Annotated in this window: 21 protein-coding genes and 2 pseudogenes; 18 read left to right on the top strand and 5 right to left on the bottom strand. The window is 73.3% G+C overall.

Annotated elements, in window-relative coordinates:
• Positions 1–629, bottom strand: a 629-nt coding sequence (locus TR48_RS43535) for an efflux RND transporter periplasmic adaptor subunit (protein ID WP_236652295.1), incomplete at its 3' end; no start/stop codon positions are given.
• A gap of 41 nt (positions 630–670) precedes the next feature.
• A complete protein-coding gene (locus TR48_RS23790; RefSeq protein WP_042370704.1) occupies positions 671–1,915 on the bottom strand; it encodes an NAD-dependent epimerase/dehydratase family protein in 1,245 nt (414 codons plus the stop codon).
• A 604-nt stretch (positions 1,916–2,519) separates the two neighbouring features.
• On the opposite strand from TR48_RS23790, the gene TR48_RS23785 reads away from it, so the two are divergent.
• From TR48_RS23785 to TR48_RS23735, 11 genes are all read left to right on the top strand, one after another.
• A complete protein-coding gene (locus tag TR48_RS23785) occupies positions 2,520–3,212 on the top strand; it encodes a phosphoadenylyl-sulfate reductase (RefSeq protein WP_042370792.1) in 693 nt (230 codons plus the stop codon).
• Entirely contained in the window at positions 3,209–4,210 is a 1,002-nt protein-coding gene (cysD, locus tag TR48_RS23780) for a sulfate adenylyltransferase subunit CysD (protein WP_439654492.1), read from the top strand. Before TR48_RS23785 ends, cysD begins: the two co-directional genes overlap by 4 nt.
• Positions 4,210–5,598: a sulfate adenylyltransferase subunit 1 gene (locus TR48_RS23775; RefSeq protein ID WP_042370702.1), complete on the top strand. Its 1,389-nt coding sequence runs from the start codon at positions 4,210–4,212 to the stop codon at positions 5,596–5,598. The genes cysD and TR48_RS23775 overlap by 1 nt, the downstream gene beginning before the upstream one ends.
• A 186-nt stretch (positions 5,599–5,784) precedes the next feature.
• Complete coding sequence (locus TR48_RS23770; RefSeq protein ID WP_042370700.1) at positions 5,785–7,734, top strand: glycosyltransferase family 2 protein; 1,950 nt, start codon at positions 5,785–5,787, stop codon at positions 7,732–7,734.
• Positions 7,731–8,678 carry a hypothetical protein gene (locus TR48_RS23765; protein WP_042370698.1) on the top strand — a complete coding sequence of 316 codons (948 nt, stop codon included), beginning with the start codon at positions 7,731–7,733 and terminating at the stop codon, positions 8,676–8,678. Before TR48_RS23770 ends, TR48_RS23765 begins: the two co-directional genes overlap by 4 nt.
• Positions 8,679–8,718: 40 nt before the next feature.
• Complete coding sequence (locus TR48_RS23760; protein WP_042370696.1) at positions 8,719–10,134, top strand: glycosyl hydrolase family 28-related protein; 1,416 nt, start codon at positions 8,719–8,721, stop codon at positions 10,132–10,134.
• 208 nt (positions 10,135–10,342) lie between these two features.
• Positions 10,343–11,587, top strand: coding sequence for a S53 family peptidase (locus tag TR48_RS23755; protein ID WP_052442938.1), 1,245 nt, complete (start codon positions 10,343–10,345; stop codon positions 11,585–11,587).
• A 162-nt stretch (positions 11,588–11,749) separates the two neighbouring features.
• Positions 11,750–12,217 (top strand): hypothetical protein, encoded by a 468-nt coding sequence (locus tag TR48_RS23750; protein WP_042370694.1) that lies wholly within the window; start codon positions 11,750–11,752, stop codon positions 12,215–12,217.
• Between the two features lie 97 nt (positions 12,218–12,314).
• On the top strand, positions 12,315–12,734 hold the full coding sequence (locus tag TR48_RS23745) for an ATP-binding protein (RefSeq protein WP_042370787.1): 420 nt from the start codon (positions 12,315–12,317) through the stop codon (positions 12,732–12,734).
• A gap of 219 nt (positions 12,735–12,953) precedes the next feature.
• A complete protein-coding gene (locus TR48_RS23740; protein ID WP_042370692.1) occupies positions 12,954–13,355 on the top strand; it encodes a basic helix-loop-helix domain-containing protein in 402 nt (133 codons plus the stop codon).
• A gap of 265 nt (positions 13,356–13,620) precedes the next feature.
• Complete coding sequence (locus tag TR48_RS23735) at positions 13,621–14,688, top strand: 3D domain-containing protein (protein WP_161789894.1); 1,068 nt, start codon at positions 13,621–13,623, stop codon at positions 14,686–14,688.
• A gap of 189 nt (positions 14,689–14,877) precedes the next feature.
• Here TR48_RS23735 and TR48_RS23730 read toward each other — a convergent pair whose 3' ends face one another.
• Positions 14,878–15,555, bottom strand: coding sequence for a hypothetical protein (locus TR48_RS23730; protein ID WP_042370690.1), 678 nt, complete (start codon positions 15,553–15,555; stop codon positions 14,878–14,880).
• Between the two features lie 397 nt (positions 15,556–15,952).
• Positions 15,953–16,249 (bottom strand): annotated as a pseudogene (locus TR48_RS23725) (putative immunity protein); the annotation flags it as partial.
• A gap of 296 nt (positions 16,250–16,545) precedes the next feature.
• On the opposite strand from TR48_RS23725, the gene TR48_RS23720 reads away from it, so the two are divergent.
• The 6 genes from TR48_RS23720 to TR48_RS23695 all read left to right on the top strand — a co-directional run bounded on the left by TR48_RS23720 (position 16,546) and on the right by TR48_RS23695 (position 22,132).
• Complete coding sequence (locus TR48_RS23720; protein WP_042370688.1) at positions 16,546–17,898, top strand: type III PLP-dependent enzyme domain-containing protein; 1,353 nt, start codon at positions 16,546–16,548, stop codon at positions 17,896–17,898.
• On the top strand, positions 17,885–18,211 hold the full coding sequence (locus TR48_RS23715; RefSeq protein WP_042370680.1) for an amidohydrolase family protein: 327 nt from the start codon (positions 17,885–17,887) through the stop codon (positions 18,209–18,211). Before TR48_RS23720 ends, TR48_RS23715 begins: the two co-directional genes overlap by 14 nt.
• Complete coding sequence (locus TR48_RS46830) at positions 18,198–18,383, top strand: hypothetical protein (RefSeq protein ID WP_439654491.1); 186 nt, start codon at positions 18,198–18,200, stop codon at positions 18,381–18,383. The genes TR48_RS23715 and TR48_RS46830 overlap by 14 nt, the downstream gene beginning before the upstream one ends.
• A 70-nt stretch (positions 18,384–18,453) precedes the next feature.
• A complete protein-coding gene (gene sigJ / locus TR48_RS23705; protein WP_042370675.1) occupies positions 18,454–19,395 on the top strand; it encodes an RNA polymerase sigma factor SigJ in 942 nt (313 codons plus the stop codon).
• A gap of 132 nt (positions 19,396–19,527) precedes the next feature.
• Positions 19,528–20,775 carry an NAD(P)/FAD-dependent oxidoreductase gene (locus TR48_RS23700; RefSeq protein ID WP_042370674.1) on the top strand — a complete coding sequence of 416 codons (1,248 nt, stop codon included), beginning with the start codon at positions 19,528–19,530 and terminating at the stop codon, positions 20,773–20,775.
• 139 nt (positions 20,776–20,914) lie between these two features.
• Positions 20,915–22,132: a cation:proton antiporter domain-containing protein gene (locus TR48_RS23695; RefSeq protein ID WP_042370673.1), complete on the top strand. Its 1,218-nt coding sequence runs from the start codon at positions 20,915–20,917 to the stop codon at positions 22,130–22,132.
• Positions 22,133–22,425: 293 nt separating this feature from the next.
• On the opposite strand, the gene TR48_RS23690 is transcribed toward TR48_RS23695, so the two are convergent.
• Positions 22,426–22,830: a tautomerase family protein gene (locus TR48_RS23690; RefSeq protein WP_042370670.1), complete on the bottom strand. Its 405-nt coding sequence runs from the start codon at positions 22,828–22,830 to the stop codon at positions 22,426–22,428.
• Between the two features lie 106 nt (positions 22,831–22,936).
• On the opposite strand from TR48_RS23690, the pseudogene TR48_RS23685 reads away from it, so the two are divergent.
• Positions 22,937–23,176: pseudogene (locus TR48_RS23685) on the top strand (hypothetical protein); the annotation flags it as partial.

Below are 23,176 nucleotides of genomic sequence, written 5' to 3'. Positions count from 1 at the left end.
GGGGAGGGGTGCGCAGGGGTGCGGCCCGGTGAGGGGGTCGGGGTCGGGGAGCCGGTGGCGCTGCCGCAGTCCTGCGCGTAGCGGGCCTGGTCGTCGCTCAGCGCGGTGCGGTCGGAGGCGATCGCGGTGTTCTGCGCGGCGATCTGGTCCGCCGCGTCGGTCTGGGCCAGAGCCAGCGCGCCCTGCGCACTGGCGGCGTCCGACTGGGCCTTGGCGACGGCGAGTTGGTTCTGCGCCGCGACGTCCGGGGTGGTGTCGGGATGCTGGTCCGCCGCGATCAGGGCGGTGTCGGCGGCGACGGCCGCGCGCGCGGCCTGGAGGTTGGCGGTGGCGACGTCGCTGCGCTGGGTGGCCAGCACCTGTCCGGCCCGGACGTGGTCGCCGGGGTGGACCCGCAGGGTCTGCACGGTCCCGGTGGCGCCGAAGTCGAGGTAGTAGGTGTGGGCGGGGGTGACCTCGCCGCTGAAGCTGAGCGGCCGGGACGCGATGGCGTGGTAGGTCGCGGTGGTGGCGGCGGCCACCGCGAGGGTGACGCCGGCCGCCGCCCCGAGCTGCCACAGGGCCCGGGGCCTGCGGGCGGGCAGGATCTCTCCCACGCCCGCTTCTCCGTCGGCGAGGGCCGCGTTCATGCCTCGGACGGGACGTGACTTCTTGCCGGGCATCGCCCCGGTCACCTCCTCTCGGGCATCGGCCCCGCGGGAGACGGGGTGCGTTCGGGGAGCTCGGTCAGGATGTCCTCGGCGGTCTCCATGCCGGCCCGCCACACCGACCGCGCGATGATCTTGGTGGGGTCGACCCGGTGGCGGTAGCGGCCCGCGGTCTCGCGGCACTCCTCCAGCAGGCCCTCGCTGAGCGTGGTCGGCTCGAGGCCCAGGGCGAGGAACTGGTCATTGCGGACGTTGAGTTCGTTCTCGTCGGCCTCCCGGCGCGGGTTGGGCAGGTGGGCGACGGACGCACCGGTCAGCGAGCCGACGAGCTTGGCCAGGTCGCGCACCCGGTGGCTCTCGGTCACCTGGTTGAAGACCTTCGGCTTGTCACCGGCGGCGGGCGGGTTCTGCAGGGCGATCTCGATACATCGGACCATGTCGCGCACGTGGATGAAGGCCCGGGTCTGGCCGCCGCTGCCGTGGACGGTGAGCGGGTGCCCGATGGCCGCCTGCATCAGGAAGCGGTTCAGCACGGTGCCGTAGTCGCCGTCGTAGTCGAAGCGGTTGACCAGCCGCTCGTCGCGCGCGGTCTGCGGGGTCTGGGTGCCCCAGACGATGCCCTGGTGCAGGTCGGTGATGCGGACCTGGTCGTTGGCCGCGTAGAAGGCGAACATCAGCTGATCGAGCGTCTTGGTGAGGTGGTAGACGGAGCCGGGGCTGGCGGGGTGCAGGATCTCGCGCTCCACGTCGCCGTCGGGGGTGGGGACCTTGACGGTCAGATAGCCCTCGGGGATGGGCGCCGAGCCCGACCAGCCGTAGCCGTAGACGCCCATGGTGCCGAGGTGCACCAGCGCCGCGTCGGTGCCGGACTGCACCAGGGCGGAGAGCAGGTTGTGGGTCGCCCGGACGTTGTTGTCGATCGTGTAGCGCTTGCTGGTGGTCGAGCGCATCGAGTACGGCGCCGCCCGCTGCTCGGCGAAGTGGACGATCGCGTCGGGGCGCAGCGCCGGCAGCAGGGCGGTCAGCCGCTCGGCCTCGCGGGCCAGGTCGAGCCGGACGAAGCGGATCTCGCGGCCGGAGACCTGCCGCCACACGCGCAGCCGCTCGCCGATCGGCCGGATCGGGGTGAGCGACTCCACCTCGAGCTCCAGGTCGATCGCCCGCCGGCTGAGGTTGTCGAGGACGGTGACGTCGTGCCCGAGGTCCGACAGGTGCAGCGCCGCCGGCCAGCCGCAGAATCCGTCTCCTCCGAGAATGAGGACATGCATGAGCTGGTACCTCCACGAAATTCGGATCGAATGCGAACGCAAATCATGGAAGAAAGACCGGGTGGGGGTCCGGGTCGTGCGGCCGCAGTGGAAAGCGGCCGAGCGAATTGCCGTCGTGGTGCGCTTCCCTGCGTGGACGCTGCTGTGTGGCGCCCGGGGCGGCAGGGTGGACGAGGCGACCCTTCGTACCGGTCAGTACGGACTGTGGCACAAGATCCGTGTCATGTCCAGCACACAGTATTTTCGAAGCCGCTGGTCATCCTGTCACCACTGGATAAGGAGTCAGAGCAGCTCGGACGGCCTTTCGGGGGCAGGTGACGCAGTGTCACTCCTTGTCGGCCACCGTGCCAGCTTCCGGTCCCGCCTGCGATTTTCCGCACTTCCATTCCACACACGGAAATCCGGTGTAGCGGTAGAGGGCCGGATTCCCTTTGCGCCGAAGGAAAGGATTGAGTAAGAACGGCGCTTGCGACATTGCCGTTCCGTCGCGCTCCGGCGGTATCAATTGGGGAGGGAAAGGAGGGCCACCGTGGCTCGAAGTGCCGCCGAGGAAGAGAATTCCGACCCGCTCTCGCTCACTGTCCCGCTCTCCGACGGCGCCAACCTGCGCGCCTTCGCCAACGCCGCCGCGGCGCGCCTGGAACACGCCGACGCGGCCGACGTCGTCTCCTGGGCCCACCGCGCCTTCGGCTCCGGACTGGCCGTCGCCTCCTCCATGGCCGACACCCACCTGGTCCACCTGGTCCAGAGCATCGTGTCCGGCATCGACGTGCTGTTCCTCGACACCGGGTACCACTTCGCCGAGACCATCGGCACCCGCGACGCCGTCGCCGCCGCCTACGACGTCAACCTCATCACGCTGACGCCGCGCCAGACCGTCGCCGAGCAGTCCCTGGCCTACGGTCCGCACCTGTTCCAGCGCGACCCCGACCGCTGCTGCGCCCTGCGCAAGGTCGAGCCGCTCGAGCGGGGCCTGCGCCCCTATCGCGCCTGGATCGTCGGCATGCGCCGCGAGGACGCGACCACCCGCTCCGACCTGCGCGTCGTGGAGTACGACCGGGCCCGCGCCATCGTCACCATCGCACCGCTCGCCCGCTGGACCCAGCGGGACGTCGACGAGTACGTGACCCGCCATCAGGTGCTGGTCAACCCGCTGCTCCTCGACGGCTACACCTCCATCGGCTGCGAGCCCTGCACCAGGCGGCCTCAGCCGGGCGCCGACCCGCGCTCGGGCCGATGGGCGGGCACCGCCAAGACCGAATGCGGGCTGCGCCGGCAGCCGGGAAGGAGCACCTGATGAGGGACCTCACCCACACCGCGCCGCCCCCGGGCGGCGAGGAGGAACAGGGCCTCGGCACGCCACCGGCGGCCACGCTCGCCGCGGACGCGCCCCACCCGCGCTTACGCCTGTCCCACCTGGAGGTCCTGGAGTCCGAGGCCGTCCACATCATCCGTGAGAGCGTCGCCCAGTTCGAGCGCCCCGCGCTGCTCTTCTCCGGCGGCAAGGACTCGATGGTCATGCTGCACGTGGCGCTGAAGGCCTTCTGGCCCGCGCCGCTCCCGTTCGGGCTGCTGCACGTGGACACAGGCCACAACTTCCCCGAGGTCCTCGCCTTCCGCGACCACGTCGTCGCCGAGCACGGCCTGCGCCTGACCGTCGCCCACGTCGAGGCCTACCTCGCCGACGGCCGGCTGACCGAACGCCCCGACGGCACTCGCAACCCGCTGCAGACCGTCCCGCTGCTCGACGCCGTCGCCAAGGGCGGCCTCGACGCGCTGTTCGGGGGCGGCCGCCGCGACGAGGAAAAGGCCCGCGCGAAGGAGCGGGTCTTCTCGCTGCGCGACGACTTCGGCGCGTGGGACCCGCGCCGTCAGCGGCCCGAGCTGTGGGGGCTGTACAACGGCCGCCACCGCCCCGGCGAGCACCTTCGCGTCTTCCCGCTGTCCAACTGGACCGAGCTGGACGTGTGGCAGTACATCGCCGAGGAGCGCGTCGAGCTGCCCTCGATCTACTACGCCCACGAGCGGGAGGTGTTCCGGCGCGGCGGCATGTGGCTGACCGCCGGCGCCTGGGGCGGCCCCAGGAAGGGCGAGCAGGCGCAGCGCCGCACCGTTCGCTACCGCACCGTCGGCGACATGTCCTGCACCGGCGCCGTCGAGTCCACGGCCACCACCGCCCAGGAGGTCATCACGGAGATCGCCGGCTCCCGGGTGACCGAGCGCGGCGCCGGCCGCGCCGACGACCAGCTCTCCGAGGCCGCCATGGAGGACCGCAAGCGGGAGGGGTACTTCTGATGGCCCGACCGCCCCTCACCGGCCCGTCGGCGCCCACCGGACCCGGGGGCCGGGCCGTTCCGGCCACCCTGCTGCGGCTGGCCACCGCGGGCTCCGTCGACGACGGCAAGTCGACCCTGGTCGGCCGGCTGCTCCACGACTGCCAGGCGGTGCTCGCCGACCAGCTCGCCGCCGTCGCCCGTGCCTCACGCGAACGCGGCCTGGCCGCGGCCGACCTGGCGCTGCTGACCGACGGCCTGCGCGCCGAGCGCGAGCAGGGCATCACCATCGACGTCGCCTACCGCTACTTCGCCACGCCCAGACGCCGGTTCATCCTGGCCGACACCCCCGGCCACGTGCAGTACACGCGCAACATGGTCACCGGCGCCTCGACCGCCGACCTGGCCGTGGTGCTCGTCGACGCCCGGGGCCGGGTACGCGAGCAGACCCGGCGTCACCTCGCCGTCGCCGCGCTGCTGCGGGTCCCGCGCCTGGTGCTGGCCGTCAACAAGATGGACCTCGTCGGCTACGCCGAGCCGGTCTTCGCCGCCGTCGCCCTCGAATGCGCCGCCTACGCAGCCGACCTGGGCGTCACCGACGTCCTGGCCGTGCCGGTCAGCGCCCTGCACGGGGACAACGTGGTGCACCCGTCCGCGTCCATGGACTGGTACAGCGGTCCCACGCTGCTCGAACACCTGGAGTCCGTCGAGGTCGACGAGGACCCGCAGGCGCTGCCCGCGCGCTTTCCCGTCCAGTACGTGCTGCGCGCGTCGGAGTCGGGGCCGGACGCCGGATACCGGGGCTACGCCGGACGCCTGGCCGGCGGGGTGCTGCGCCGCGGCGACCAGGTCGCCGTGCTGCCCTCGGGCCGGACCTCGACCGTCGTCGGCATCGACCGGCTCGGCCGCCGCGACGTCGACCACGCCGTCACCGACCAGTCGGTGACGCTGCGCCTGGCCGACGACCTGGACGTGGGCCGGGGCGACCTGATCGCGCCGGTGAGCGCCACGCCCCGGGTCGGCCGCGAGTTCACCGCCACCGTCTGCCATCTGGACGCTCGGCCCCTGCGCCCGGGACAGCGCGTCCTGCTGCGCCAGCAGACCGCTGTCGTCCGCGCGGTCGTGCGCTCCCTGGACGCGCGCCTGGACCTGGCCGCCCTCGCGACCGCCCCCGCGCCGGACGCGCTGGAGGCCAACGACCTCGGGCAGATCACCGTGGTCACGGCCGAGCCGGTGGTCTTCGACGCGTACCGGGACAACCGCCGCACCGGCGCGTTCCTGCTGGTCGACCCGGCCGACGGCGCGACGCTCACGGCCGGCATGGTCGGCGCCCTCCGCGCGGCGGCCCGGCCATCACCGGTTCCCGGCGAGAGCAGAGTGCCCGCCCCGGGCGCCCGGGCGGGCGGTTAGGACGGCTCGTGCGGCGCTGCTCCTGCTCCCGTTCCTCAGGCGCTCGGGCCCGGCTCCTGGTCCCGCCCTCGGGCTTCGGGCGTCCGGGACCCCGGCCTCGGCCCGCGCTGTGCCGTCACCCCCGATCCTCACGCCCCCGCCTGCGGGTTCCCGCCGCGGGGCCGCCATGAAGGGAGCCGTTCGCCCATGCCCAGCACCGCCGGTCACGACACCGTGGCCGCGCTCGTCCTGGAGGCGCTGCTCCTCCTGCTGGTGACCCGCTGGCCGCTGGCGCGGCGCTTCGACGACAGCGACCGCGGCAGCGGGCGGATCGTCGAGCTGCCCTCCGTCAGGCGGCCGTCGCTGCCGCGCGCCGCCGTGTTCCTGCTGGTCGCGGCGTGCGTCAGCACGGCCATCGTCGCCCTGAGGCACCCTCAGCTGATGCAGGCCTACCAGTCCCTGGTCGCCGACACCCTCACCGCCACCGCCAGGGACCCGCACCAGGCCCTCGTCTACGCACGGACCCTGCCGCCGCTGCTGCCCGCGGCCGTCGTCGGCTACCTGGTCACGATGGCCGTCGCGCTGCCCGCGAGCCCGGGACGGCGGCTGATGATCCTCGCGCACGCGCCGCTGTTCGTCGCGCTGTCCGTGCTCGCCGAGTGCTTCACCGCGCTGCTCGGCGCGACCACCGGCATGCCGCTGGCGCCGGCCCCCCTGATCGCGCTGGCGCTCCAGTCGACCCTCGGCTACCTGCTGATCTTCCGGCTCACCTTCACGACCTACCGCCTGCCCGCCGTCACCCCGCTGCCCTCGCTGCGACGCGGCGCGGACTGGCACGACAACCTCGTGCTCGCGCTGTGCCTGCTCGCCTCGCTCGGCCTGGTCACCGCGATCGCGCTCGCGCTGATCGACCAGGTCGGCGGGCACCCGCTGACGGTGTTCCTGATCCTCGCGAGCCTGCGCTCGGCCGTCACCGACCTCACCTTCGTCCTGCTCACCCTCATCCGCGCCGTCGGCGGCCGCGCCCCGAGGCCCGGCCCGCTGCGGCCCGCGCTCGACGTCATCATCCCCGCCTACAACGAGGCCGCCGGAATCGAGCGGCTGCTGCGGTCCATCGACCGTGCGGCGGAGGGCTACGGGGGGCCGGTGCACGTGATCCTGTGCGACGACGGCTCGACCGACGACACCCGCGCCCTCGCCGAGGCCGCGGTCGGCGCCTACCGGCACGCCAGCGGCGAGGTGATCCAGGGACAGCACGCGGGCAAGGCCAAGGCGCTGAACCTGGCGCTGGCCCGCTGCACCGCGGACTTCGTGTTCCGCGTCGACGCCGACTGCGCACTGGACCGCGACTCCTTCGCCGGGGCCGTCCCGCACTTCCTGGCCGATCCGCGCGTGGGCACCCTCGGCGTTCTGCCGCTGCCCAAGGAGCCCTACACCACCTGGATCGACCGGATGCGGGCCATGGAGCAGCTGTTCACCTACGGCTTCTGCCTGTCCGCGCTGAGCACGGTCGACGGCGTGCCCTGCATTCCCGGCACCTTCTGCGCCTTCCGGCGGCAGGCGGCGGTGGAACTCGGCGGCTTCGTGCACGGCATGTTCGGTGAGGACGCCGAGTTCACCTGCGCTCTGGGGCGGTTGGGCTGGCGCGCGGTGGTCGCCCCGCAGACGGTCTCCTACGAGGACGTGCCGGCGAGCCTCGGGCAGCTGCGGGTGCAGCGGTTCCGGTGGGGTCTGGGCGGCATGATGAACTTCAGCCGGTTCACCCCCTTCGGGCAGGGCGCGCCCGGCACGCGCTTCTGGTTCGAACTGCCGCGCAGCGCAGGGACCCGGCTGACCTCGCCCGTCCACTTCTTCGTGCTGATCCTGGCCTTCGTCTACGGCGTGCTCCAGCCCCAGCCGCAGCACAACATCGCCCGCTTCGCCGTGGTCTTCGTGCTCGCGCAGCTGCCCGCGCTGCTGCCGAGGATCGCGGCGATCTTCTACTACCGGCGCACCCACCTGCTGGCCTGGCTGCCGCTGTGGCTGCCGTTCTCGTTCGTCAAACGCTTCTTCCAGCTGGAGTCGACGCTCGCCTGCGGGACCAGGCCGGTCCGCGGCCCACGGCCGCTGCGCGAGCTGCGCCGCGCCGGCCTCTCTGTCAAAGGAATCCCCTCGTGAGCCCGACCACCACACGGAAGGCGATCCTCGCCGTCGTCCTGCTGCTGTTGCTGACGTCCGGCTGCTCGGCCGGTCGCGGCGGGGGCCGCCCGCCCGTGTCGCGTCCGCCGTCGGCCGCCGCGTCCGGTGGGGGCGGCACGGCCGGAGGGGCCGGCACGTCCGGCACGAGTCGTGGCGCCGGTGGCGGCGGACCGTTCTGGATCGTCAGCGGGCAGACGCTGGCGCGCCTGATCGCGACCGACCGCGCCACGGCGACCCGCCTCTTCGACACCCCGTCCACGTATGTGCTGACCGGATCGGGCAGCTGGGACGTCCCCGCGGGCTGGAGCAGCACGCCCACGGCGGACTTCACCAGCTACCGCGAGATGCGCGCGGCCCTCGCGGACCACCGCGTCGACCCGCGGATCCGCGCCGCGCTCTACGACAACGAGCACTGGGGGATGACACCCGCCTCCGAGCAGGCCGACCCGGCCCGTTACGACCGGCTCGCCGCGCAACTGGCGCACCGTCACCAGCTGACCTTCCTGGCCGCCCCCTCGACCGATCTCGCCTCGGTGCTGCGGCCGGGCCTCACCGGAGGGGAGGGAGCCTTCGGCGCCCTCCTGGACGCGGGCCTGTTCGGCCGGATCGCCCCGTCCGCGGACGTGCTCGACATCCAGGGCCAGGGAGCCGAGCCCGACCCCGCGAAGTTCGCCGCCTTCGTCCGCTCCGCCGCCGCGCAGGCGCGCAGCGCCAACCCGGACGTCAGGGTGCTGGCGGGGATCAGCACCAACCCCTCCGGCCAGGCGGTGACCGCCGCCGGGATCGAGCGCGCCGCCCAGGCGGTCCGCCGCGACGTGGACGGCTTCTGGCTCAACGACCCGGCGGCGGGAGCCGCCTGCCCCCGCTGCACCGGCCCGCTCCCGCAGACGGCCCTCGCCGTCGCGAGCGCCCTCGACGGCTGAGTACGGCCGCCGAGCGTCTGCCCTCACGAGAGGAACCACGATGACCACAACGCCGCTCGGCACCGGCGACGACGACGCGTCCGTCGCCCGCGCCCCCGTCCTGACGCGCCGCCGCAGCCTCGCCCTCGGCGCGGTCGGCGCCGGGCTGGGGCTCGGAATCGCCGCCCGCGCCACCTCCGCCGCGGCCGCGCCCGCCCGGGCCGTGGTGCCCGGCGCCGCGGACCCCACCGTCTTCGACGTGACGACCTACGGCGCGCGCGGCGACGGACACACCGACGACACCCGCGCGATCCAGAAGGCCCTCGCCACCGCCGGCGCGGTCCCGGGCTCCGAGGTCTGGTTCCCGCCCGCGCCAGGCGGCTGCTACCGCACCACCGGCGTGACCGTCCCCGGCGGCGTCGCCGCCCTGACCGGCCGCTGCACTCTCAAGGACTCCGACGCCCCCACCGTCGCCACGCTGACCGGCTCGGTCCTCGCCCCACTCGACACCACGACCGCAGGCCTGCTGACGGTCGGTGTGAGCGGCGACGGCAGCTTCGTCGGCGCCAACCCGCACGGCCTGACCGTCGACGGCCTCGGCTTCCTCGGCACCGCGCCGGGCGGGGGAGCGGTGGTCGGGATGTGGGGCGCGACCATCGTCGACACCTCCGACGTCACCTTCGTCAACTGCCGTGACCTGTACTGCGGTTCACCGGGTTTCCACGGCTACCCCAGCGGCGGCGACCCCGACGGCACCGGAGGCTTCGCGCGCTTCCTGTCGTCCGGCACCGACAACTGGTTCGCGGTCAACGGACGCGTGCTGTCCTGCTCCTCCTACGGGGCGGGCACCTTCGTGCTGGCCGACGGACTCTCCACGGCCCACCCCGGCGGGGGCAGCACGGACGGCAGGATCAGCGGCTGCCAGGCCAACGGCCACAACCACGCGGTCCAGCTCGGGCCGGCCCTCGCGGGGGCGGGCGGCTGGTCCGTCACCGACTGCCACTTCTCCTCCGCCGAGGGGGCCAGCCACATCACCTACGGCCTCGCCGGCACGCCGTGGACCCTGCGCGTCGAGGGCTGCTACTTCGACCTCTGCGCGGACGTGCACATCGACTGCCACGGCCGCGGCCTGCAGGCGGTCGGGAACTACTTCCGCGCGCTCGGCGGGAGGGCCGCGATCTCCTTCGGCCACACGCTCGCCACCGCCGGCCGCGACCCGGCCGCCCTGCTGACCGGGAACGTCCTCGACCTCGACGGCTCCACCACGACGGCCTGCTTCGCCCACTTCTGCGGCTTCACGGCCGACGTACTGGCCGCTCACGGCGGCGGCCAGTACGCCGGCAACCTGGTCCACAACCACGGAGCGCCGATGCCCAAGAGCTGGGTCGGCCAGTTCATGGACAGCGCCAGGAAGCCGGTGACCGCGGCCTCGACGGCCGAACTCGACCTCGCCGCGGGCCCCGTCCTCTCGGCCTGACCCGCGGCTCGCCCGCGCCTCGCCCGTCCCCTGCGCGCAGGCCCGAATCTCCACACGACAGCCCGGTGGAAGCAGCCACCTCCGCGTTGTCACCCCCGAACCGCCTTGCTACGTTTCCGAAGCCACCCCGACATGGGGTGGCAACAGGCTCGTCGTCCAGCCGCACACATGCACGCCCCCGACTCGACTCGACTCAGGAGGCCGTACGTTGCGCTCCCACCCGATAGCCGCCCCCCTCGGCCGAACCGCCGTTCCGCTGCTGGGGTCGGCCGCCCTGGCCCTGTCCGGCCTGCTCACCGCCGCGCCCGCCCTCGCCGCGGGCCCCACCGTCACGCACCCCGCGGTCGCCTGGGCCCGCTCCTGCGCCGTCGACCTGGCGCCGGGTCACGCCTACTGCGACGCCCTGCGCGTCACCAACGCCGCCGAGAGCATCCCCGCCCAGGGCGCCGCCCCCGGCCTGAGCGCCTCCGGTTACGGCCCCTCCGACCTGCTGTCCGCCTACGCCCTGCCCTCCGGGGGCGGGGCCGGGCAGACCGTCGCCATCGTCGACGCCTACAACGACCCCAAGGCGGCCGCCGACATGGCGGTCTACCGGTCCCAGTACGGACTGCCCGCCTGCACCAAGGCCAGCGGCTGCTTCAAGCAGGTCAGCCAGACCGGCGGCAGCACCCTGCCCGCCAACAACTCCGGCTGGGCGGGTGAGATCTCCCTCGACCTCGACATGGTCTCCGCCATCGCGCCGAAGGCCCACATCATCCTGGTCGAGGCCAAGACCGCGTCGATGGCCAACCTGGGCGCCTCGGTCAACGAGGCGGCCAAGCTCGGCGCGACGGAGATCTCCAACAGCTACGGCGGCTCCGAGTCCGCCACCGACACCACCTACGACAGCTCGTACTTCAACCACCCCGGCATCGCCATCACCGCCTCCTCCGGTGACAGCGGCTACGGCGTGGAGTACCCGGCCGCCTCGAAGTACGTCACCGCCGTCGGCGGTACCGCGCTCAAGAAGGCCTCCAACACGCGTGGTTGGAGCGAGAGCGTCTGGTCCACCAGCAGCGCCGAGGGCGCCGGCTCCGGCTGCTCCGCCTACGACGCCAAGCCCACCTGGCAGAAGGACAGCGGCTGCGCCAAGCGAACCGTCGCCGACGTCTCGGCCGTGGCCGACCCGGCCACCGGCGTGGCGGTCTACCAGACCTTCGGCGCGAGCGGCTGGAACGTCTACGGCGGCACCAGCGTGGCCTCTCCGTTGATCGCGGCCGTCTACGCGGACGCCGGCGCGCACAGCGCGGCCGTCCCGGCGGCGGACCTGTACGCGCACCCCTCCGCGCTCAACGACGTGACCACCGGCTCCACCAGCACCTGCTCGCCCGCCTACCTGTGCCACGCCGAGCCCGGCTACGACGGCCCGACCGGCCTCGGCACCCCGAACGGCCTGACCGCCTTCACCGGCTGACGCCGAATTCGACCCCTCGCACAGCGCCCGGTCGTCGCCCTCGGCGGCGGCCGGGCGCTGCGGCATGCCGTGAGGCCGCCGATGCCCGTGGTGCGGACGGTTTCTGGCGCGGATCGGGGGTAGGCGCGGGAGACCGGTGATCCGAGGAGGGAGGGCGCAGCCGTGCTCGTGGTGATGGCTCTGGCGGGTTACGCGGCGGTCGCACTGTGGACCGCCCACTACGTCTTCGCACGCCAGCGCGCGGCCTTCCTGGCCAGGCGCGCCGAAGGCCGCTCGGACGCCGCCGTGGAACGGCAGTTCCGGCGTCAGGAGCGCGAGCAGGCGAAGGCGATCGCGTTGTTGGTCGGCTGCTCCTGGCCGGTGAGCGGCCCCGCGCTGCTGGCCCGTCGGCTGGTCGCGGTCGCCGTGCTGAACGCGGCCGGCCCCGCGGCCAGGCGCGACGAGGCAGCCGACCTGCAGCGCCGGATCCGGCAACTGGAGCGGGACTTGGGGCTGGACGCCGGGCCGGACGCCGGGCTGGGCGTCGCGCTGGACGCCGGGCTGGGCGTCGCGCTGGACGCCGGGCTGGGCGTCGCGCTGGACGCCGGGCTGGACCGCCCCGGCGTTCGACAGGACGCGGACGCCGCCTGACCCGCCCGGGGCCGGGACGTGCACGCACTCCCGTACATGCGAGCGGCGCCGCGTGGGCAGGCGCATCCGGTAAGGGTGAGTCGAGACCGGGACGGTGATGGATGTGCGGGCGGTGGGCTGGGCGCAGCGGTTGCCGGTGAGCGCCGGTGTGCGTGCGGGGCGGACATGGGCGCGGGAGTGCCTGGCCGGGCTGGGATGGGACGACGACGCCCCCGAGACGGCGGACGCCGTGGTCCTGGCGGTGTCGGAGCTGGTGACGAACGCGCACGTGCACGCGCGCAGCGACGCGGACCTGGTCCTGCTGTGGGACGGACGGTGCCTGTACCTCAGCGTTCACGACCACAGCCGGCGCCTCCCCGTCCCGCGTTCGGCGAGTCCGGACGCCACGGGCGGCAGGGGACTGTTCCTGGTCGACGCGGTGGCCGACCACTGGCACGCCCACCCCTGCCGCGACGGGAAGACCGTGACCGCGTGCTTCCACCCGCCCGCGTCGGTCCGTGACCTGTTGGAGGCGTAGGGTCCGTCTTCACAGCGGATCAACCGCACGCCGCCAGGAACGCGAGGCCGCCCACGGCCGCGGGCCGCCAGAGTCGGGCGATCGGGCGAGGACGACGGTGTACCCTGCGGTCTCGACGCGACGCGGTCGCCGCGTGGAGCGTCGCTGCGCGCCATGAGGCACGCGCATCCCACCATCGCCTGCAGCCGCCCGCCCGGGGCCGGCGCGAGAGGACCCGGCATGTTCGACAAGCTGCTGCACCACAAACTGCTGCACGAGGGTCTCGAGGGCCAGGGCGTGATCACCAAGCAGAAGGTCGAGGGCATGAAGGGCGACCGGGCCTATTCCGGCTTCTACCTCGGCATCGAGGGGCACATGAAGTTCGAGGACGGCACCGAGGGCGCGTTCTCGTCCATGGGCCTCGACACCTCTAAGCTCGGTGACCTCGAGGTCGGGACCATCATCCCGGTCCGCTACAGCGCGGACCACAAGCACGTGGTCGTGGACGTGCTCAAGCTGGAGGCCCGTCACACGGCCTGGAAGCGCAAGGCGGCCGACTTCGAGGAGCAGCGCCGGCAGCGGGAGATCGCCTCTGCCGATGCCAAGTTGGACCAGGCGAACAAGCGCGGCCACCACGGCTGAGGCCGGTCCCGGTCTGTTCCACAGTGACGGGGCGCCTGCCTGTGGCGGAAGCCTCGGATTGGTCTAGACGATATTGGTCTAGACCCCTTGACGGTGTCTTTCGGGTTCGGGTTCACTGAGTCGCGGAGCATGCGGGTGTCCATGCCATGGCTCTGCGCGGCTCGCTTTCCCCCACGCCCCGTCACGAAGGAGCACCCCCATGCCTTCCCTTCTCCCTCGACGCGCTCGGTTATGGTGCGCGACAGCGGCCGCTGCGTTGGCCGTCGTGGCCGTCTGGGTCCTGTCCTTCGGCGCGCCCGCCTCCGCCTCCGCCACCGCTGACGCCGCCCGGCAGGCGGGGACGGTGAGCTCGCTGCCCGCCTGTCCGTTCTGGGCCTCGGGGATCACGCCGCCGGCCCGCAGCACCACCCCGTGGGTGCCGCCGCTGCAGACCGCCCCTGCCGTCGACTTCACCGCCCGGCCCGCCGCGCCCACGATCAGCGGCGCCCTGCAGAACGGGCAGGTCACCGTCACCGTCGCCCCGGTCCCCAACGCCGTGGCCTACAAGGTGTGGCGCGACGGCGTGGACATCGGGTACATCAGCTACTGGGGCCAGACCGGCCCGCTGACCGTCACCGACACCTCGCCCTGCCAGGGCGCGTACTACGACGTCGTCGCGATGTACGACACCAGCAACTCGGACGCCTCGTTCGGCCGCCTCTCCGCCCCCTACTGGCTCGGCGCGGACGGGACACTCGCCCAGGGTGCGGGCGACGTCGCGCCCGGCACGCAGATCTCCATGATGGTCACCTCCTACGACAACACCGGCTCGACCGCCACCGGCTACAACGCCCAACTCGGCGTCTGCGCCACCGATCCGCGTGTCATCCCGTGGGGCACGTACTTCTCCGTGCCGGGCTACGGCACGTGCTACGCCGGTGACCTCGGCACCTGGATCCAGAACGACACCGTCGACGTCTGGCTCCCCGGCGACCAGGCCAACAACTGGGGTGTTCAGGACAGGACGGTGACGATCATCGCCGACCCGTACACCGGCGGACCCTCGCCGACCGCCTCGCCCTCGGCGTCCGCGTCGCCGTCAGCGTCCGCCTCAGCGTCGGTGTCCGCGAGCCCCTCGCCGTCGGCGTCCGCCTCGCCCTCGACCAGTCCCACCCCCTCGCCGACGGGCGGCGGAACCTGTGCGCCGGCGTGGAGCGCGTCCACCACGTACACGACGGGCGCGGTCGTCTCCTACGGCGGCAAGAACTACACGGCCACCTACGTCTCGACCGACGCCGTCCCCGGCGCCCCGACCTCCTGGGCGGTCTGGACCGCCGACGCCGCCTGCGCGTAGCAGGCCGGAGCGCACGGACGCCTGTGGCGCCGCACGGCGGGATCCGCCGTGCGGCGCCACAGAACCGTCTGCCGTCGCGGACGGCCGATTCGATCCGTATGAGGGCGCGTCGCGGTCCCAGGGACTGCTGGTGAGGTTCGTTGTCTGGGTGGGGGGCGCATGCTGCGCGCGCACCCCCACCCAGGAGCCTTACGCGCCCGGCGCGCGGGGTGTGACGCCCTGGCCGGAGGTGACGACCGGACCGCCCTCGTCCCAGCCGCCGTAGTTGTGCAGGGTGCCCCAGGAGATCCACTGGCAGGCGTTGATCTCCGAGCCCACGCGCCAGTCGTCCGGGCTGGCGTCGCCGTGGGGGATGCCGTCGATGAAGACGTCCTTGTTGGCGGCGGTGGCGTACCCGGCGTTCATGAACCAGTAGTTGGTGCTGACCCCGTTGACCCCGAGGTGGGGCGAGCTGATGGCCAGGTCCACGGGGTAGCCGGCGTACTGGGAGGTGATGAAGCCGCCCGCGAACTCCCAGTGGGCGACGACGTTGCCGTAGTCCCAGGTGCCGGGGCACGGGTCGTACATCTGCTCGACCTGGCCGGCGTAGACGCCGGCGTAGGAGAAGGAGCCCGGGGCGCCGATGTTGATCAGGCCGCAGGTCCCGGCAGCGGCGGTGATCTTCGTGCCCTCGATGCCGGAGCGGGCGATCAACTCGCCGTGCGGGGCGCTGTAGCTGATCCGCTTGTCGCCGTGCTGGAACACCAGCGTGGCCGGGGCCTTGGCGGCGGAGTGGAGGGCCGGGGCGGTCGCGTGGCTGGTGCCGGCGGCGCCCAGGGCGAGTGCGGACGCGGCCGCGGTGGCGGCGGCGATGGTGCGAAGACGCATGAGATCCCCCTCGTGAAGACCAGGTGGCCGGAGCAGGAAGGCCGGCCGACTGCCGAGCCGGCTGCTCCGTCTGGACTGCCTCAAGGCTGGCAGGATCACCGCCCGACCGACTACGTGCTCGGTTGCCCCCGGTCATATCCGGTTGCGACGGCGTCAGCGGGCTGCGGCTGCGGCTGCGGGTCCAGCAGGTCCGCGGCACGGCCTCGTTCGTGCTGGACGTGCCCGGCTTGGCCCCGGCGTCAGCAGGACCGCCGGGCGGCGGTCGAGGAGGTCTTCGACCTTCTCGCCGGCGGCTGGCGGCCCCCGACCCAGCCGACCCCATGACGAGCGAAGACGCCCCCGCGGGTGCGCGGGGGCGTCTTGAAGAGGCCTACCCGAGACGCGCCTTTGCGAAGGGTCAGGCCTCGGCGTCGGGGTCGACGTCGAAGACCGACCAGCAGATGTCGTTGCGCAGCCGCTGGTCGTCCAGGACCAGCGCGCGGATCGCCTCCGGGAGCCGGTCGCGCTGCCAGTGGCACTCAAGCCGCCCGGCGCTCTCGGCCTCGTCGGTCGGCGCGGCCGCGCGCACGGCCTTGATCGCGTAGGCGGCGGCGCCCAGCTCGTGTGCGGCGACGTGCGCCACCACCGCGGCCTGCCCGGCCGCGAACGCCGCGTGCCGCGCCGCCCCGGTCAACACCCGTGCCGCTCGGCGTGCCCGCCCGGGTCCCGACCGACTCGGGGGTGATCGGGGACGCGCAGGCGTCGGAGCGGGCGCCGGGCACCTTGCCCGCAGAGGCGGCGACGTCGGTCATGGGCCTACTCCTCGCTCGAATCCCCACAGGTCACGCGGCGACGTTGCCGCGGTGAGCCGTTATGTTGGCCGCTGAGGGCGGCGTGTCCGGCCCCGAGGAAGGAAGTGGTGACTCAGCACCGAGGTTTTCGATGCCGCCGCCGAAGGCCGCCTCGTCCGTGCAGGCTGGCCCCGCTGTCCGAACCTCCCCGGAGGAAGCGATGCTCTCCACACCGACCCCGGATCCCGCGCGCCGAACCAGGCGGGACCGAGCCGTTCACACCGCCGCCGAACAGGGCCTCCTCGACGCCGAGGACACCCCGGTGGCCTGCTTCGTCGACCTCCAGGGGATCGCCGAGAGCGCCCGCGCGCTGCGCGCGGCCTGGCCCGCCGAGCTGGACGTCCTGCACGCCTTCGCCGCCAAGGCGAACCCGCTCGTGCCGGTCCTGGCGCAGCTGCGCGCGCACGGGCTGGGCTGCGAGGTCAGCAGCCCCGGCGAGCTCGCGCAGGCCCGGGCGGCCGGCTTCACCGCGGACCGGATCGTCCTCGACTCACCCGTCAAGACGCTCGCCGAACTGACCACGGCGCTGGCCGAGGGCATCGCCGTCAACGTCGACAACTTCGAGGAGCTCGAACGCGTCGACAAGCTGATCGACGCCGCCGCGCCGGACCCGCGCGTCGGCGTGCGGATCAACCCCCAGGTCGGGCTCGGCAGCATCGAGGCCATGTCGACGGCCGGCCGCACCACCAAGTTCGGTGTCGCGCTGGAGGATCCCGGCAACCGCGAGCGCCTGCTCGACGCCTACCTGGCCCGGCCCTGGCTGCGTTGGGTCCACGTCCACGTCGGCTCGCAGGGCGTCCCGCTGGAGCTCAACGCCGCGGGCGTGGCATCGGCCGTCGCGTTCGCCCGCGAGGTGAACCGGCAGCGGCCCGGCCAGGTCGTCGGCATCGACATCGGCGGCGGCCTGCCGGTCGACTTCAGCGGCGACCATGACGCGCCGACCTACGCCGACCACGTCGAGGCGCTCAAGGCGGCGGTGCCGGCCCTGTTTGACGGCTCCTTCCGGATCGTCACCGAGTACGGCCGCTCGCTGCTGGCGAAGAACGGGTTCTTCGCCACGCGCGTGGAGTACACCAAGGAGACCGGCGGACGGCGGATCGCGCTCACCCACGCCGGAGCCCAGCTGGTGGCGCGCACCGCCTTCGCCCCCGACCTGTGGCCGCTCAGGGTCCTCGCCTACGACCAGGCCGGCCGGCCGAGCGAGGCCGAGCCCGAGGTCCAGGACGTCGGCGGCCCGTGCTGCTTCGCCGGGGACCTGCTGGCGCGCGAGCGCCTGCTGCCGCGCCTCGCCTCGGGCGACCTGGTCGTCGTTCCCGACACCGGGGCCTACTCCTTCTCCTCGCCCTTCCACTACAACAGCCTGCCGATGCCGCCCGTCCACGGCTTCGACACCGCCGAGGACGGCACGGTCCGCTTCACGCTGCTGCGCCGCGCCGAGACCGTCGACGAGGTGGTGGCCAGAAGCGGCGTCACCACGTTTCCCGCCCGCCCGGACGCGCATGGCGGGACGTGACTTCGAGCTGATCGTTGGGGCGGCCGCGCAGGTCCACGACGCGACCGGCCACGTGGTGGCCCCCGGCTTCGTCGACGCCCACACCCACTCCGACCTGAGCACCCTCGACGGCATCGGCGCGGCACAGGAGCACGCCGCCGTGCTGCAGGGCGTCACCGTCGAGATCTGCGGCAACTGCGGCGACAGCGCCTTTCCGGGGGCGGCTCCGCGACTTCGCCGCCTTCGCCCGCGCCCACGCGGCCCAGGGCCGGGCCAACCACCTGACGACCCTGGTCGGACGCGGAACCGTGCGCGCGTCGGTGGTCGGCCATGAGGACCGCGCCGCGACGGACGCCGAAATCGCCGAGATGTGCGGGTGTTGGATCGGCCTGGCCGCCCTCCTGGCCGGTCGCCTCACCCCCGCACCGGCCCGCGTCGGCGTCCTGCTCTCCGGCGGCAACGTCGGCGCCCGCCGCTTCACCGACCTGCTCGCCGACCACCCCTGACGGGGGAGCAGGCGTCCAGTAGGGAAGAGGACGCCTGCCGATCCACCCCGGGGTGGCTAGGATCGCGGGCATGGCCCTGATCACGAGCGACGTCGACCGCTTCGAGGCCGCCCGGCCCCGGCTGGAGGCCATCGCCTACCGGCTGCTGGGCTCCGCGGGCGAGGCGGAGGACGCCGTGCAGGAGACCTTCCTGCGCTGGCAGGCGGCGGACGTCGAGCGGATCGAGACCCCCGATGCCTGGCTGACCAAGGTCCTCACCAACCTCTGCCTCAACCAGCTGACCTCCGCGCGTGCCCGGCGCGAGACGTACGTGGGAGCCTGGCTCCCCGAGCCGCTCCTCGCCGGGGACCCGATGCTCGGCCCGGCCGACACCGCCGAGCGGCGCGAGTCGGTCTCGTACGCCGTCCTGGTCCTGCTGGAGCGCCTGTCGCCCAACGAACGGGCGGTGTACGTGCTGCGTGAGGCCTTCGACTACAGCCACCGTGAGATCGCCGAGCTGCTGGACCTCACCGAGGCCGCCAGCCAGCAGATCTTCCACCGGGCCAGGAAGCACGTCGCGGACGGCAGGGCGCGCACCGAGATCGACCAGGCCGCCGCCCGCAGGATCGTCGAGGAGTTCCTGGCCGCCGCGACCAGCGGCCGTACCGAACCGCTGGTGCGCCTGCTCACCCAGGACGCGGCCGCGATCGGCGACGGCGGCGGCAAGGTCCCGGCCCGCGCCAAGGCGTTCGAGGGCGCGCTCGCGGTCGCCACCTTCCTGCGCGGCCTGTTCAAGCCCAGCCCGGCCAAGCGCGCCTATGTCGGCGGCGCGCCCGACATCTACGCCACCACGGCGAACGGGGAGCCCGCCGTCGTGGCGGTCGTGGACGGCCGGGTCGTCGGGATCACCTGCCTGGAGGTCACCGCGGACGGCATCGTCGCGGTCCGCAGCCAGGTCAATCCCGACAAGCTCCACCGTGCGACCGCGCGGTGGGCCGCCGAGGAGCACGGGGACCCCCTGTACACCCTCTGACGTCCGCCGAGCGGAACGTCCGCCGAGCCCATGTGACGTGCTTCACACTCCAACCCTGTCAGGAAACGCCGGGCTGCCCGGTTCAGGGTGCGAAACCGCGCACGAGCGGATCCGCACAGACAGGAGCAGTCCATGAAGCACCGCATCGTCGTCCTCGGAGCCGGCTACACCGGAGCGGTCGCCGCCGGCCGTCTCGCCAAGCGGCTGCACCGCGAGGACGTCGCCGTCACCCTCGTCAACCCCGAGCCGGACTTCGTCGAGCGGGTCCGGCTGCACCAGCTCGCGACCGGCCAGGACCTGACGCCCCGACCGCTGCGCGAGATGTTCGCGGGGACGGGCGTGGACGTGAAGCTCGCGAAGGTCACCGCCGTGGACGTGGACCGCAGGACGGTGACGGTCACCTCTTCGCACCGGGCCGGGCAGGCGGAGCCGGAGAGTGGGGAGCCGGCGTACGAGGAGCCGGCGTACGAGGAACTGGAGTACGACACCCTCGTCTACGCCCTCGGCAGCGGATGGAACGACGGCGGCGTGCCCGGAGTCGCCGAGCACGCCTACGAACTCTCCAGCCGCGCCGGCGCGCTGCGCCTGCGCGACCGCCTGGCCGCCCTGGACGCCGGCCGTCCCGTGGTCGTGGTGGGCGGCGGCCTGACCGGCGTGGAGGCCGCGACCGAGATCGCCGAGGCCCGCCCCGACCTCGACGTCGCACTGGTCGCCCGCGGCGTCCTCGGCGACTGGCTCTCCGACAAGGGCCGCGCCCACCTGCGGAAGGTGGTCGATCGCCTCGGCATCACCGTCCACGAGCACACGACGGTCGCCGCCCTGGAGGCGGACCGCGTCACGACGGCCGACGGCACCGCCGTCCCGGCCGAGGTCACCGTCTGGACCACGGGCTTCGCCGTCCACCCGATCGCCCAGGCAACCGCCCTGGAGCTCACCGACGGCGGCCGGATCGTGGTCGACGACGCGATGCGCTCGGTCTCCCACCCGGACGTCTACGCCATCGGCGACGCGGCGCTGGCGATCGGCCCCGGCGACAAGCCCCTGCGCATGTCCTGCGCCACCGGCGTCCCGATGGCCTGGCAGGCCGCCGACGCCCTCGCCGCCCAGCTGACCGGCGCCAAGCTCCCACACGTGTCCATCCGCTACTACCAGCAGTGCGTCTCCCTCGGCCGCAGGGAAGGCCTGATCCAGTTCGTCACCGCCGACGACCGGGCGGTGAACCGCGCCCTGACGGGTCGTCTGGCCGCCCGATACAAGGAGCTCATCTGCAAGAGCGCGGCCTGGGGCGTCGCCAACCCGACGGTCGGCATGCCGTCGCGCCGCCGACGCGTCGTCCAGCGGGAGGCCGAAGGCCGTTCCCGCGCGCGGGCGGCCGCCTGACCGCGCCGGCGTAGAGCGGGGATGGCGTCACCCGGATGCCCGGCGTGGCTGGGTGGAGCTGTCGCAGCGGGCTTTCCTACCGTGCGGACGGGGGGTCTCCCCGTCCGCACGGAGGAAGCCAGGGAAGACAGGAGCGTGCGTGATCGCGCTGGCCGTCAGTATGGGCACGCTGCTCGCCTGGGCCCTGGTCGCCGCCCGGCTGACGCGCTGGAGCATCACCGCGCCCGTCGCGCTGACCGCCGCCGGAGTGGCGCTGACGGCCGGGCCGCACGCCCTGGTCCGGATCGGGCTGACCACCCTGGACGCCGAGCACGCCGTCGAGATCATCCTGGCCGTGCTGCTGTTCACCGACGCGACCGAGGTGCCCGGCGGCGTCTTCCGCGCGCAGCGCGGCCTGCTGATCCGGCTGCTGGTCCTCGCGCTGCCGCTGAGCCTGCTGACCGCCACCCTGGTGGGCGGCCTGCTCTTCCCCTTCAACTGGTGGCTCGCCGCCTTGTTCGCGGCGGTGACTGTCCCCGTGGACCTGGCGCCCGCCGCCGAGCTGATCCGGGACACCCGCCTGCCCTCCTGGCTGCGCGGGGTGCTGACGGTGGAGAGCGGCCTCAACGACGGCATCGTGGCCCCGGTCTTCCTGCTCTGCCTGGCCGGCGTGGAGACCCACGGCGCGTCCCCCGGCCCTGCTTCCGACTCGGTGGGCCACGCCTTCGAGCAGTTGCTGTGGGCGGCCGTCGCGGGCGCCCTGGTCGGCCGCCCAGGTGGCTGGCTGTTGCGGCGCGCCTGGCGGGTGCGCTGGACCACGCCCGCCGCGATCCGTCTCGGGCTGCTCGCGCTGCCGCTGCTTGCCTACGCCGTGGCGGGCGTGCTACACGGCAACGGCTTCGTCGCCGCCTTCGTCGCGGGCCTGTTCGTCCGCCGCGACGTGCCGTCACTGCCACCGAAGGTGCTCACTCTGGTCGAGGACGCGGGAACGCTGATGTCGCTGGCGCTCTGGTTCGTCTTCGGGCAACTGGTCACCCAGGCGTTCACGGGGGAGTTCGACGCCCGGGTCGTCGCCTACGCGGTGTTGACGCTGACGGTGGTGCGGGCCGGCCCGGTGCTGCTGTGCCTGATCGGCACCGAACTGGACCTGACGGACCGTCTGGTGCTGGCCTGGCTCGGCCCGCGCGGCCTCGCGTCCATCGTCTTCGGACTGCTCGCCTTCATCGGCCTGGCCCCGGCCGACCCCCACGCCGCCGACCTGGTCGGCCAGGTGATGACGATGACCGTCCTGGTCAGCCTCGCCCTCCACGGCCTCAGCTACGGCCCACTGGCCGCCCGCTACGCCCAGGCGCGCGCACGGGCGACCGAGCAGGCGTGAATGTCATGGGCCGCTTGTAGGAACGGCGCCATGAGTGATCACGCGAGAGCCTTTTCCGTTCGGTCGGTTCTCAGTCGGCTTCGGCCTGCTCGCCGCTCGCCGTCCCCGTGTTCTCGGCGGCCGTGTCGGCCGTCTCCGGTTAAGGCCCTTCCCGGTCCGCGAGAAGGGTGCCGTAGGCGGCCGCGCCGGGTTCGGCGTCGGTGTCGGAGATGTCGGCGGTGATGCCCCACACGCTGTCAGGCTCGCGGTGCCACGCGGTGACCCGGCGGGAAACGGGCTCGGCAGCCAGGAGCTCAGGGAAGGGTCCCGGCGACCGGGCCGAGGGCGAGCAGTTGGGCCTCGCCGTTGCCGACCGACCAGTCCTCGACCGTGTTCTCGGTCAGGGTGACGTGGACGTCCTCGGGCCGCACGCCGACGGCCGCGAGGTTCTCCGCGATCCGCCGGAACAGCTCGACCTTGATCGCGCGTGAGCGTCCGGCCACCAGGGTGATCTGGACGTACACCACGTCCCGGCGCTCGATGCCGAGGTACGCGCGGTCGAAGAGCAGGTCCTCCGCGGGGTGGGCGGTGACCATCTGGAACCGGTCGCCGGCCGGGATGCCCACGGCGGCGACGAGCGCCTGGTGGACGCCGTCGGCGATGCCACGGCGGGTGTGCGGGGGACGGGTGTCGGCGAGGTCGATGCGTACCAGCGGCATGGTCGCTCCCGGGTGGGGCGGCGCTGCCGCCCAGAGTGTTCGAGGGTTATCGTACAGTGTGAGTGTATGATCAGCATCGAACACTCGGCAAGGCGAGGGGAAGCCGATGTCCGCACGCAGCCAGAGGCTCACCTTCCCGGACCTCGGCCAGGTCGCCCTGCAAACGGCGCTGGACGCGCTGGGCGACCCCGTCCGCCGGCTCATCGTCCGGGAGTTGGCCGCCGTCCCCGACTGGACGCACGCCTGCGGCAGCATCGACCTGCCGGTCACCAAGGCCACCCGGACCCATCACTTCGCCGCGCTGCGCACCGCGGGCTGCTGGAACAGCGCGACGAAGGCCCCCGAC

It is taken from the genome of Streptacidiphilus neutrinimicus, assembly GCF_000787815.1.
Lineage (GTDB): Bacteria > Actinomycetota > Actinomycetes > Streptomycetales > Streptomycetaceae > Streptacidiphilus > Streptacidiphilus neutrinimicus.
This window is presented reverse-complemented; position numbering and strand designations above follow the sequence as displayed.